Source organism: Streptomyces asiaticus, from assembly GCF_018138715.1.
Lineage (GTDB): Bacteria > Actinomycetota > Actinomycetes > Streptomycetales > Streptomycetaceae > Streptomyces > Streptomyces asiaticus.
In genome coordinates, this window is sequence record NZ_JAGSHX010000006.1 from 2,520,700 (window position 1) to 2,533,281 (window position 12,582).

Annotated in this window: 8 protein-coding genes; 4 read left to right on the forward strand and 4 right to left on the reverse strand. The window is 73.3% G+C overall.

Annotated elements, in window-relative coordinates:
• Nucleotides 1-151: 151 nt before the first annotated feature.
• Complete coding sequence (locus KHP12_RS18260; protein ID WP_246643133.1) at nucleotides 152-1,150, reverse strand: 2-hydroxyacid dehydrogenase; 999 nt, start codon at nucleotides 1,148-1,150, stop codon at nucleotides 152-154.
• Between the two features lie 75 nt (nucleotides 1,151-1,225).
• Between KHP12_RS18260 and KHP12_RS18265 the strand changes: the two genes are divergently transcribed.
• The 3 genes from KHP12_RS18265 to KHP12_RS18275 all read left to right on the forward strand — a co-directional run bounded on the left by KHP12_RS18265 (nucleotide 1,226) and on the right by KHP12_RS18275 (nucleotide 3,867).
• On the forward strand, nucleotides 1,226-2,224 hold the full coding sequence (locus KHP12_RS18265; RefSeq protein WP_086885131.1) for an aldo/keto reductase: 999 nt from the start codon (nucleotides 1,226-1,228) through the stop codon (nucleotides 2,222-2,224).
• Between the two features lie 135 nt (nucleotides 2,225-2,359).
• On the forward strand, nucleotides 2,360-3,556 hold the full coding sequence (locus KHP12_RS18270) for a PQQ-dependent sugar dehydrogenase (RefSeq protein ID WP_086885130.1): 1,197 nt from the start codon (nucleotides 2,360-2,362) through the stop codon (nucleotides 3,554-3,556).
• 143 nt (nucleotides 3,557-3,699) lie between these two features.
• Nucleotides 3,700-3,867, forward strand: a complete 168-nt coding sequence (locus KHP12_RS18275; RefSeq protein WP_166483824.1) for a DUF6191 domain-containing protein — start codon at nucleotides 3,700-3,702, stop codon at nucleotides 3,865-3,867.
• Between the two features lie 115 nt (nucleotides 3,868-3,982).
• Here KHP12_RS18275 and KHP12_RS18280 read toward each other — a convergent pair whose 3' ends face one another.
• From KHP12_RS18280 to KHP12_RS18290, 3 genes are all read right to left on the reverse strand, one after another.
• A complete protein-coding gene (locus KHP12_RS18280; RefSeq protein WP_245011086.1) occupies nucleotides 3,983-7,372 on the reverse strand; it encodes a helix-turn-helix transcriptional regulator in 3,390 nt (1,129 codons plus the stop codon).
• A gap of 172 nt (nucleotides 7,373-7,544) precedes the next feature.
• Nucleotides 7,545-7,736, reverse strand: coding sequence for a hypothetical protein (locus tag KHP12_RS18285; protein WP_210609927.1), 192 nt, complete (start codon nucleotides 7,734-7,736; stop codon nucleotides 7,545-7,547).
• A gap of 150 nt (nucleotides 7,737-7,886) precedes the next feature.
• Nucleotides 7,887-10,280: an MMPL family transporter gene (locus KHP12_RS18290; protein ID WP_211833175.1), complete on the reverse strand. Its 2,394-nt coding sequence runs from the start codon at nucleotides 10,278-10,280 to the stop codon at nucleotides 7,887-7,889.
• Between the two features lie 128 nt (nucleotides 10,281-10,408).
• Here KHP12_RS18290 and KHP12_RS18295 point away from each other — a divergent pair, with 128 nt between their 5' ends.
• The gene (locus KHP12_RS18295) at nucleotides 10,409-11,899 is read left to right on the forward strand and encodes a M81 family metallopeptidase (protein WP_210609923.1); all 1,491 of its coding nucleotides are present in this window, start codon (nucleotides 10,409-10,411) and stop codon (nucleotides 11,897-11,899) included.
• Nucleotides 11,900-12,582 lie beyond the last annotated feature (683 nt).

Genomic DNA, 12,582 nt, shown 5'->3' on the forward strand with positions numbered 1-12,582 from the left:
CGCCGTCAGGTCAGTGGCGCAGCCCCCGCTCGGGACGATACACCAGACTGGTCACTCAGGGACATAGGCCATCTACGGACCGTAACCGACTACGGCGTTGTATATACGGAGTGGAGTCAATCGGTGCCTGTATGTGGTGCCAGAGGCATGTCTACCCCGTCGTGGCGACGAGATGTGCCAGCGACTCGCCGCGCGCGTAACGATGCAGCTGATCCCTCAACAGCCGCTTGGCGCGCGGGAGGAAGGCAGACGTGGGGCCGCCCACATGCGGGGAGATGAGCACCCCTGGAGCGTGCCACAGCGGATGCCCGGCGGGCAGTGGTTCGGGGTCGGTCACATCGAGCGCGGCCCGCAGCCGTCCCGACTCCAACTCCGTGAGCAGGGCCTTGGTGTCCACGACCCCACCACGGGAGACGTTCACCAGCAGCGCCCCGTCCTTCATCCGGGACAGGAACTCCGTCCCCGCCAGACCACGGGTGGCCTCGGTGAGCGGGGTCACCAGCACCACCACATCCGCTTCCGGAAGCAGTCGGGGCAATTCGTCGATCGGATGCACCGGGCCGCGCTCGGTCGTGCGCGGGGAGCGCGCGACGCGCGCCACCCGCTCGCACTCGAAGGGCACGAGCCGATCCTCGATCGCGCTGCCGATGGCCCCGTAGCCGACGATCAGTACGGACTTGTCGGCGAGTGCGGGACGGAAGCCGGAGCGCCACTCCTCGGCGTCCTGGCCCCGGACGAAGTCGGGGACACCGCGCAGCGAGGCCAGGATGAGGGTGAGGGCGAGCTCGGCGGTGCTCGCGTTGTGCACACCGCGCGCGTTGCACAGCCGCACCCCGGGGGCGAGATCGGCAAGCGCGGGCTTGATGTGGTCTATTCCGGCGGTGAGGGTCTGCACCACCCGCAGATTGGTCATGGCGGGCAGCGGGCGGGTGCACACCTGCTGCGGCTTCATGTACGGGACGCAGTAGAACGCGCAGCGCGCCGGGTCGGTGGGAAAGTCCTCGCCACCGTCCCAGTGGGCGTATTCGAGGGTGTCGGGAAGACCGTCGATCTCCTCGGGCGGGATGGGCAGCCACACCAGGTCGCGCGCTTCGGATGAACCGTGAGTCGATTCCTGGTGGCGGAACGTATCGCTGTGATCTGCACTCATGCCAGGAGGCTATGCGATCACCGGCCGTTGGCAGAGGTTAGTTTGGGGTCCGAGGAACGGGAGGGGTCAGGCCAGGTGGAGCGCAGGAGAATCGGCGCGGCGGCGCTCGAAGTGGGGGCCATCGGCCTTGGATGCATGCCGATGAGCTGGGCGTACACCGCTTCGCAGCGCAGTGGCGAGCACTCGGAGCGCACCGTGCACACCGCGCTCGACGCGGGGGCGAGCCTGCTGGACACCGCCGACATGTACGGACCCTTCACCAATGAGCTACTGGTGGGGAGGGTGCTCAAGGAGCGGCGGGCGGACGCCTTCGTGTCCACCAAATGCGGACTGCTGGTGGGCGACCAGCACATCGTGGCCAACGGGCGCCCCGGCTATGTGAAACGAGCCTGCGACGCCTCGCTGCGCCGGCTCCAGACCGATGTGATCGACCTCTACCAGCTGCACCGGGCCGACCCTGAGGTCCCCATAGAGGAGACCTGGGGCGCGATGGCGGAGCTGGTCGCGGCCGGGAAGGTACGGGCGCTCGGGCTGTGCGCCGTGGGCGCGCGGGCGCAGCGGAGGGCGGGCGCCGGGATGCACGACGCCACGGTGCGCCAGCTGGAGCGGGTCCAGCAGGTCTTTCCGGTCAGCTGTGTGCAGGCGGAGCTTTCGGTGTGGTCGCCCGACGCGCTGGAGGCGCTGGTGCCGTGGTGTGCCTCGCGCGGGGTGGGCTTCCTGGCGGCGATGCCGCTGGGCAACGGCTTCCTGAGCGGGACGCTCACCCCGGGGCAGGGCTTCGAGCCGGACGACATGCGGGCCCGGCATCCGCGGTTCACGGCGGAGATGATGGCCGCGAACCAGCCGATCGTGGCCGGTCTGCGACGGGTCGCCCAGCGGCACGGGGACGAGGTGACCCCGGCCCAGGTGGCCCTGGCCTGGCTGCTGGCGCAGGGGCCGCATGTGGTGCCGGTGCCGGGGACCAAGCGGGAGCGGTGGGCGGCGGAGAACTGCGCGGCGGCCGGTCTGCCGCTCTCCCCCGAGGACCTCGCGGAGATCGCGGAGCTGCCGCCGGCGCGGGGGTCGTGGGACTGAGCGCGTCGCGCCCGGCGGCCCGGCACGTGGCCGCCGGTGTGCGTTCGGCCCTGGTCCGGGCCCGATTCGGGGATGGGAACCCGGCGCGGGTCCGCGGTGTATAAGAATCAGTGCCGTGCCGCGGCACACGTGCCCATGGAGAGGAACCCGACCGTGCGACGTCCTCGCGTCACCTCTGTTCTCGCCGCCGCTGCCGCTGCCGCCGTGGTGCTCGTGGCGGGCTGCTCGTCCGACGGCGACAGCATCACCAGACCGGGCGGCCGGTCGTCCGCGCCCGCGAAGCCGGGCGGTGGGGGTCCCTCCGACGCGCCCTCGCCGACGGAGTCCGCGGCGCCCGCGAAGGGCTCGGTGAAGGTGGAGCGCACGCTCACCACGAAGCTGAAGTCCCCCTGGGGGCTCGCTCCGCTGCCCGGCGGGGATCTGCTGGTCTCCTCGCGGGACACCGGGAAGATCTTCAAAGTCTCGGCGGATTCGGGGAAGAAGACCGAGCTGGGGTCCGTCCCCGGCGTTTCCGCCGCCGGTGAGGGCGGGCTGCTGGGGCTGGCGGTCTCCTCCGACTTCGGCACGGACCATATGGTCTACGCGTACTTCACCACCGATTCGGACAACCGCATCGTCCGGATGGTGTACGACGACAAGCGCCCCGCCGGCGATCAGCTCGGCGCCCCGGACACGATCTTCAAGGGCATCCCCAAGGGCGCGATCCACAACGGGGGCCGTATCGCCTTCGGCCCGGACAAGATGCTCTACGCGGGCACGGGAGAGAGCGGTGACCGCGGGCTCGCCCAGGACATGGACTCCTTCGGCGGCAAGATCCTGCGGATGACCCCGGACGGCGAGCCCGCGCCCCGCAATCCGGACGCCCAGTCGGTGGTCTACTCCCCGGGTCACCGCAATGTGCAGGGCCTGGCCTGGGACGCGGACAAGCGGCTGTGGGCCTCCGAGTTCGGCCAGGACACCTGGGACGAGCTCAATCTGATCGAGCCGGGCAAGAACTACGGCTGGCCGGAGGCCGAGGGCAAGGCCGGGAAGAAGGGCTTCACCGATCCGCTCGAGCAGTGGAAGCCCAAGGACGCCTCGCCGAGCGGAATCGCCGTCGCCAAGGGCTCGATCTGGATGGCCGGGCTGCGCGGTGAGCGGCTGTGGCGCATTCCGCTGAAGGGCGACAAGGCGGTGGCGAAGCCACAGTCGTTCCTGGACGGGAAGTACGGACGGCTGCGCAGCGTGGTGGCGGCGGACGACGGGGGGCTGTGGCTGACCACGAGCAATACGGATGGGCGTGGTAAGCCGGGCCGGGAGGACGACCGGATCCTGCGGCTGGAGGTCCGCTGAGGGGGCTCCGCTGAGGGGATGTTCGCTGGGGGGAGTGCGAATCGGCTGGTCGTGGCGTTGAGTTCGGCCGACATGGTGTGGAGTGCCCGTTCTGTGCGGGGTCTGCCTACACTGGCAGCAGTCGCACGCCTACGGGGGTCGTCATGTTCAACCTCATCGAGGAACTGTTCGCGCCCGGCCGCAAGCACACCGATGAAGAGCGCAACCGCCTGGAGTTCACGCTCGACGAGACGCGCAGCAGCGACCCGGGGAAGGGCCCTATAGACCTTGACTCCGGGCGAGTGGTGATCCGGCCCCGCGAAGGGGACTGACCCGGAAGGGGACAAGGGGACCGACCCGGCGGGCGGTCGGCGTACCGCACGTTCTGTCGCCCCTCCCCCGGCCGTCCTGTCGGCGGCGTGCTGCCGGTGCGCACCGCGCACACCGTCAGCGGGCCGCCGCCGCGCCGTCGGCCAGGCCGTCCACCAGGCGCAGGCGGTGGGCCACGGCGGCTGCCTCGGCCCGGCCCGAGACGCCCAGCTTGGCCAGGATGTTGGAGACATGCACGCTGGCCGTCTTGGGCGAGATGAAGAGCTCCTCGGCGATCTGTCGATTGCTGCGCCCATCGGCGACCAGCCGCAGCACATCCCGCTCCCGTGGCGTCAGCCCCAGCTCCTCGGCCGGATCGACGGGTTCGGCGGCCAGGGCCGGCGAGCCCGGGGCCGGGGGCAGCGCGGGGGTGCGGCCCGGGGACGCGTCGAGCGCGGCGCGGGTCGCGGCGGACGCCAGGGGCAGCCGGGTGCGTCGGGCCAGTAGCTCGATCTCCTCGCGCAGCGGACGGGCGCCCAGCCGGTCGGCCACGGCATACGCCTGGGCGAGCAGTTCGGCGGCGTGGTCGCGATCGGCCTGGGCAGGGGTGCCCCGACCCGGAGCCCCCCGGCCGGAGGCACCTTGGCCGGAGGGGCCCTGCCCAGAGGCGCCCACGCCGGACGCATCCGGGCCAGAGGCGCCCACGCCGGAGGCACCTGGATCGGAAGCACCCGGGCCAGACCCACCCACGCCGGAGGCACCTTGGCTGGAGGGGCCCGGGCCAGACGGGCCTTGGCCGGAGGAGCCCTCGCCGGAAGCATCCTCGCCGGAAGCCCCCACGCCGGGGGCGCCCGGGCCGGAGGGGCCCCGGTCGGAGGGGCCCGGGGCGGGGGTGAGCAGCGCCTCTGCCCAGCGGTGGCGGGCGCGGGCCAGTGGGTAGGGGCGGTCCAGCGCGGCGAAGGCGGCCGTGGCCTCGGCCCAGAGGTCGGGCCGGTCCCGGCCCTCGGCGCGCGCCAGTTCGGCCTGGACCATCGCCGCGTGGGCCCGCCAAACCGGCACGGGCTGCGGCACCCGCTTCACGGCCGCCCGGAGTCGGGCCAGCGCCTCACCCCGGCCCGGCTCGGCCGTGGGCAGTCCGCGCGCGGCCGACTCGGCCGCGGCGGCCGTGTACAGCAACCGCCAGGCGTAGCGCTGCATCCCTGGCGGGAAACCGGCCGCCACGGCCTGGTCCAGCAGAGCCCGGACCTCCAGGATCCGGCCACGCGCCGCCGCGAGTTCGATGGCGTGCCCCGCGATCTGGAGGGTGTACTGCGGTTCGGTGTTGCGGGCGCCGTAGTGCTCCCGGGCGGCGGCCAGCTCGCGCTCCGCCGTGTCCCACTCCCCTCGCGCCAGCGCCAGCTGGGTGAGCCGGTTGGCTGCGGTGCCGCGCGGCTTGGTGCCGAGGGCGAGCCGCCGGGTCTCCACGGCCGCCGCCTCCGCCTCGTCCCAGCGACCCAGGGAGAACAGCGACTCGGCCAGATTCCCGTAGACCCAGGCCCGGGAGTCCACCAGACCGACCCGGTCCAGGATCCGGGCGCCCTCCTCGGCGGTCTCCACCGCCTCGGCCGACCGGCCGACCCCCTCCAGCGCCGAGGCCAGATTGACATAGCAGCGCCCCAGGACGCTGATGTCGCCGAGGGCCAGGGCCCGCTCGCAGACCTCGCGCATCTCGGCCAGTCCGCGCTCGATGTCGCCGGAGTCACCGGTGAAGTAGCCCAGCGTCAGGCGGGCGTTCAGCTCCGTGCTCTCGGCGCCGACCAGCCGGGCCAGCTCCACCGCCCGTTCGGCGGCGGCCAGGCCCTCGGCACCTGGCCGGTGGGTCATCGTCCAGCCCGCCACCTGCGCCATGACCTCGGCGTGCACGGGGGACGGCGGCAGCCCGCGCACCAGCTCCTGGGCCCGGCTCAGCTCCTCCCAGCCGTCACCTCGGGCCAGGCCCTCCATCAGTTTGCTCTGCTGGGTCCAGAACCAGGCGGCCCGCAGCGGGTCGTCACCGCCGCGGTCCAGCGTCCGCAGCGCCCGCTTGCTGACGGTCAGCGCGCGCTCCCGCTGCCCGGACATATGCGCGGCCACCACCACCTCGGCGAGCAGATCGAGATGGCGCAGCGGCTGGTCCTCACAGCCGCGGGCGGGGTACACCTCCGCGTAGTCCATGGGCCGCTGCGCCCGCCGTATCTCCTTGGGGGCGTCCTCCCACAGCTCCATGGCCCGCTCCAGCAGCCGCAGCTGCTCCGCGTGGGCGTACCGCCGCCGTGCCGCGACGGACGCCTGGAGCACGGCGGGCAGGGCCTTGGCGGGGTCGTGTGCGTGGTACCAGTAGCTGGCCAGCCGGGCGGCCCGCTCATCGGCCCGTACCAGCGCGGGCTCGGCCTCCAGGGCCTCCGCGAAGCGCCGGTTGAGCCGGGAGCGCTCCCCGGGCAGCAGATCGTCGCGCACGGCCTCGCGCACCAGCGAATGCCGGAAGCGGTAGCCGCTGTCGTCGGCCGTGGGTCGCAGGATGTTCGCGCCGACGGCGGCCCGCAGCGCGTCGATCAGCTCGTCCTCGCCCAGCCGGGCGACCGCGCGCAGCAGTTCGTACTCCACGGAGGAGCCGCCCTCGGCGAGGATCCGCACCACCCCCTGGGCCTCCTCGGGCAACGCCTCGACCCGCACCAGCAGCAGATCGCGCAGGGATTCGCTGAGCCCGGTGGCGCAGCCCTCGTTGAGGGAGCGGGCGATCTCCTCCACGAAGAAGGCGTTGCCGTCGCTGCGCTTGAAGATCCGGTCGACCAGCTCGCGCTCCGGCTCGGCCCCGTTGATCCCGGTGAGCTGGGCGTGCACCTCGCCGCGGGTGAAGCGGGACAGCTCGATGCGCCGCACCTCGCGCATCCGGTCCACCTCGGCGAGGAACGGGCGCAGCGGATGGCGGCGGTGGATGTCGTCGGAGCGGTAGGTGGCCACGACCAGCAGCCGGGCGCTGAGCAGCGAGCGGAAGAGATAGCCGAGCAGTTCGCGGGTGGAGCGGTCGGCCCAGTGCAGATCCTCGATGGCGACGACGAGGGTGCGCTCGGCGGCCAGCCGCTCCAGCAGCCGGACGGTGAGCTCGAACAGCCGGGCCCGGCCGTCCCCGTCGTGGGACGCGCGGGAGGTCTCGCCCAGCTCGGGCAGCAGCCGGGCCAGTTCGCCCTCCTGCCCAGCGGCCGCCCCGTCCAGCTCGGTGCCCAGCTTGCGGCGCAGTGAGCGCAGCACGGTGGACACGGGCGCGAACGGCAGCCCGTCGGCGCCGATTTCCACACAGCCGCCGACCGCGGCGACCGCCCCCGCGGCCACGGCCGAGGCCAGGAACTCGTCGATGAGCCGGGTCTTGCCGACCCCCGCCTCTCCCCCCACCAGCAGCACCTGTGGCTCGCCCGCGGTGGCGCGGGCGAGCGCGTCCTCGAGGGTGGCCAACTCCTGGGCACGGCCGATGAACACCGGGCTGACGGACGTGGTGTGCACGCCGTCGAGCATCGCACAGGGCACCGACACCGCGGCACCGGCTTTTCCGGTGCCCACCGCTCCGGAATCCACCGCTCCGGATTCCACCGCTCCGGAATCCACCGCTCCGGATTCCACCGCTCCGGTGCCCACCACTCCGGCTCCCGCCCCGGCCCCCATGACGAGCGGCACGGCCCGGCCGCCGTCAGGCCGCCGTACGGTACGACCCTGGTGAGCGGTCGCCGCGCCACCGCCGGACCGCCCTCATCCGCCCTCCGTTCCCCCGCCCGGCCGAGCGGCCGTCGGCCCCCTCCGCCGCCTCCCGGACCAGCCGGTGGGCGGCGGCCTCCCGCCGCAGTTCGGCCTCGCGGATCCGGTGCAACTCATGGTGCAGCATGGCGTTCTCCCTGGTGACGAGTGGTTTGGTGGAACGCGTCCACTCTCGTCGCCCAGGAGGGTCCGGCGCATCGGGAGGCCGCCCGATCTTCGCTCGGGCCAGGGCCTTAGGCGCCCCGCCGACACGGCTGAGGAAGCCCGAGGAGGGTCCTCAGGGCACCGGCGAACGTGCCGTACCGGCCCGCGCCGCACCCTCCGAGGGTTGCTCCGGCAGCGGCACGGGCACCGCCACCGGTCCGGACGCCGCGCCCTCGCCCTCGGCCCCGACCTCGGCGTCGCCCGCGCCCTCGCCCTCCGACTCGATGCTGATCCTCGGCAGTAGCCTCTCCAGCCAGCCCGGCAGCCACCAGTTGGCGCCCCCGAGCAGATGCATCAGCGCGGGCACCAGGAGCGTACGGAGGACGAAGGCGTCCAGGGCGACCGCGGCCGCCAGCCCGATGCCGAACATCGCGATGATCCGGTCGCCGCTGAGCACAAAGGCCGAGAAGACCGCGATCATGATGACGGCCGCGGAGTTGATCACCCGGCCGGTCTCGGCGAGCCCCACCCGGACCGCGGTGCGGTTGTCGCGGGTGCGCCGCCACTCCTCGTACATCCGGCTGACCAGGAAGACCTGGTAGTCCATGGAGAGCCCGAAGAGCACCGACACCATGATCACTGGCAGGAAGGGCTCGATCGGGCCCGCCCTGCCCAGCCCCAGCAGTTCGCTCCCCCAGCCCCATTGGAAGATCGCGACCACCACGCCGAAGGACGACGCGACGGCGGCCACATTCATGACCGCCGCCTTGATCGGGATGCCGATGCTGCGGAACGCGAGCAGCAACAGCACACATCCCAGCGCCACCACCACCCCCACGAACAGCGGCAGTTTGCTCACGATCACCGCGGCGAAGTCGTCGTAGCCCGCCGTCAGCCCGCCCACGTAGACCCGCAGCGAGCTGCCCTCCTCGGCCCGGGGCAGCACCTCGGAGCGCAGCCGTCCGACGAGGTCGGAGGTGTCCCGGGACTGCGGTGCCGTCGTGGGGACGACCGTGATGACGCCGGTGTCGCCGCCTCCGCCCAGGTCCGCGGCGCTCACCGAGGCCACCCCGTGGATGGTGCGCAGGGTCTCGGACAGTTGGGTGAAGGCCATACGGTCGTCGGCCCCGTCCATGCTGCCTATTAGCGTCAACGGGCCGTTGAAACCTGGTCCGAACCCCTCGGCCAGCAGGTCGTAGGCCCGGCGTGTGGTCGAGGCCGAGGAGCCGTTGCCCTGATCCGAGGTGCCCAGGTGGAGCGAGAAGGTGGGGAGCGCGAGCACCGCGATGAGGGCGGCCGCGACCGCCCCCAGCAGTTTGGGGCGGCGCTCGACGTAAAGCGCCCAGCGCGCGCACAGGCCCTGGGACGCCGCGGCTTCCGACCCCCGCTCGGCCAGCCGTACGCGTTCCCTCCGGCTCAGGGCCCGCATGCCGATCAGGCCGAGCAGCGCGGGCAGCAGGGTGAGCGAGGCGGCGACCGTAAGGGCGACGGTGAGCGCCGCCGCGACCGCCACCCCGTTGAGGAAGGACAGCCGCAGGACGAGCATGCCGAGGAGCGCGAGACAGACGGTCGCGCCCGCGAAGACCACCGCGCGCCCCGAGGTGGCCACCGCGCGCTGGGCGGCCTGTTCCACCGACAGCCCCCGCCGCAGCCCCTTGCGGTGCCGGGTGACGATGAACAGCGCGTAGTCGATCCCCACGCCGAGGCCGATCAGCATGCCGAGCATGGGCGCGAAGTCGGCGATGGTCATGGCGTGGCCGAGCAGCCCGATGGCCGCGTACGCGGTGCCGACGCCGATGAGCGCGGTGGCGATCGGCAGCAGCGTCGCCGCGAGCGAGCCGAAGGCGAGGAAGAGCACCACGGCGGCCACGCCGACCCCGATGGCCTCGCTCAGATGGGCGGGCCCGGTCCGCTCGGTGAGCCCGGCGCCCGCGCCGCCCATCTCGACCTGAAGGCCCTTGGCCCCGGCTGCGGCGGTACGGACCGTGTCGAGCACCCGGCGCACCTCCGCCTCGCCCAGGTCGGCGGCCGGTTTACGGAAGACGATGCTGGCGTAGGCGGTGTGCCCGTCGGCGCTGACCCGGCCGTTGTCACCGGCTTCGCCGAGCCCGCCGGATTCGCCCAACCGGCCGGTGTCACCGGCACCGTACGGACCGGTCGCGGAGACGGCACCGTACGGACCGGTCGCGGAGACGGCACCGTACGGGCCGGTCACGGAGGCGACGCCGGGCAGGTCCGCCACCTGCCGCAGCGCCGCCGTCATCCGCCGCTCGACCCCCGGGGCGCGTACGGTGCCCGCGCCGTCCGCCGTGTGCCAGACGACGGTGTCGCTGTCCCCCGCCCGGTCCGGCAGCCGCCGCTCCATCAGGGCGGAGACCTTGGAGGAGTCGGTGCCCGGGATGTCGTAGTCGTTGGAGTACGCCGAACCCGTCACGGCCGCCGCCGCGGCGACCCCGGCGAAGGCGGCAAGCCACAGCACGACGACGATGGCTCGGCGCCTGAGACACCAGCGGGCGAGTGCGGCCATGGCTGCTTTCCGGGTCGTGCGCCGGGGGGCGGCGTGATGTGGTTGTGACCTGGCACTCTGCCAGGCGGAAAAGATCCTTTGTCCCCTTTGTGGGCTTCACCACATGGGGGAGGGGGAAGTCGGAGAGCATGAACCCTGCCGCGTCCGGAGGCCGCCGCCCGCGTATCGGCATCGGCGGAATGCACATCGAGTCCAGCACCTTCAGCCCGCACCGCGCGGTCTACGGCGACTTCCGGGTCACCCGCGGCGCCGAGCTGCTGGACCGCTACGCCTGGACCCGGCCGGACGGCGAGCTGGCCGGGCGCGCCGAGTGGGTGCCCCTGCTCCACGCGGTCTCGCTCCCCGGCGGCCCGGTCGAGCGCGGGACCTACGACCGGATCAAGGGCGAGCTGATCGAACGGCTGCGGCGGGCCGGTCCGCTCGACGGGCTGGTGTACGACATCCACGGCGCGATGAGCGTCGTGGGCCTGGAGGACGCCGAGGGCGACCTGACCGAGGCCGTACGGGAGGCGATCGGGCCCGACGCGCTGATCTCCGCTGCCATGGACCTCCACGGCAATGTCTCCCGCCGCTTCGCGGGCCGGCTCGATCTGATCACCGCCCACCGGCTCGCCCCGCACGAGGACGCCTGGGAGACCCGCGAGCGCGCCGCCCGCAAGCTGGTGGAGCGCCTGGCCTCCGGCCGGGGCCGCCCGCATCTGGCCTGGGTGCAGATCCCGGTGCTGCTGCCCGGTGAGCGCACCAGCACCCGTCTGGAGCCCGCCAGGTCGCTGTACGGACGGCTGGCCGCCGTGGAGGCGATGCACGGCGTCGTGGACGCGGCGATCTGGGTGGGCTACGCCTGGGCCGACGAGCCGCGCTGCCGGGCGGCCGTGGTGGTGACCGGCGACGACCCCGTGCTCGCGGTCGAGCAGACCCGCTCCCTAGCCCGCGAGTACTGGGAGATGCGCCGCGACTTCGCCTTCGTCGGCCCCACCGGGGGCGCCGACGAGTGCATCGCCGAGGCCGTCGCCTCCTCCGCCCGCCCCTTCCTGATCAGCGACTCCGGCGACAATCCCACCGCCGGGGGCGCCGGGGACCTCGCCTATATGCTCGGGCGGCTGCTGGCCAACGAGGAGCTGGCCGCCGGCCGCGCCTCCGCCCTGCACCCCGGGATCACCGATCCGGCGGCGGTGGCGGAGTGCTTCGCCGCCGGGCCGGGCGCGACGGTCCGGCTGTCCGTCGGTGGCGGGATCAGCCGGGGGACGGCGGACCACGCCGCGCCCTGCGAGCTGACCGGCGAGGTGGTCGCCCTGCGCCGGGGCGACCCGGTCGGCGGGGATCTCGCGGCGGTGCGGCGCGGGGGCGTCACGGCGATCCTGGTCAGCCGCCGCAAGCCGTTCCACACCCTGGCCGACTTCGGTGAGCTGGATCCGCGCGGCTATGACCTCGTCGTCGTCAAGATCGGCTATCTGGAGCCGGAGCTGTATGCCCTGGCGGCGGACTGGCGGCTCGCGCTCACCCCCGGTGGGGTGGACCAGGATCTGGCGCGCCTGGGCCATCGGCGCCTCGTGCGGCCGCTGTATCCCTTCGACGACGAGGGGTTCGAGGTGCCGCGTCTGGAGCCGATGCTGCTCTAGGGGTGTCGGGGCGCTCTGGGGGTCCAGCCTGCTCCGGGGTTCCAGGCTGCTCTGGGGTTCCAGGCTGCGCTGGGGGTGTCCGGCGGGTCTTGGCGCCTGCGGCGGGCTGCTCCCCTCCCCGCCCCTTCCCGCAACCGGGGCTCCGCCCCGGACCCCGGCCGGACGCCCCGGATGCGCGCGGGCGTCCGCCCGTCACCCGCCGCACCGACGTGCCGATGCGATCGCCCGTGCAGGCGACACGCCCCCACCTCACAGACGGCACGATCAGCGCCCCAACCAAACACCCCGGATACGCACGGGCACCCACCGATCCACCCACCGCACCGGCACGCCAACCACGATCAACCCACCAATGCGGGCCCCCACGCCCCCGCCCACCACCTCACAGACGGCACGATCAGCGCCCCAACCAAACACCCCGGATACGCACGGGCACCCGCCGGTCCACCCACCAATGCGGGCCCCCACGCCCCCGCCGCGGCCAGCCCCGCCCTGCGGACGCCGTGGCCCCCTGCCCACCGGCCAGCCACTCGCCCACCGCGTCACAGGCGGCGCGGTCGGCGCAGGCGGCGCTGGGCCGGTGAGTTGGCCGCGGCGACAGTCCGCTCCTCGCACCCCGGGGTCCAGGGGCGGAGCCCCTGACACGCGGCGGAGCCGCATATCGATGCGGGCGCATACGACGG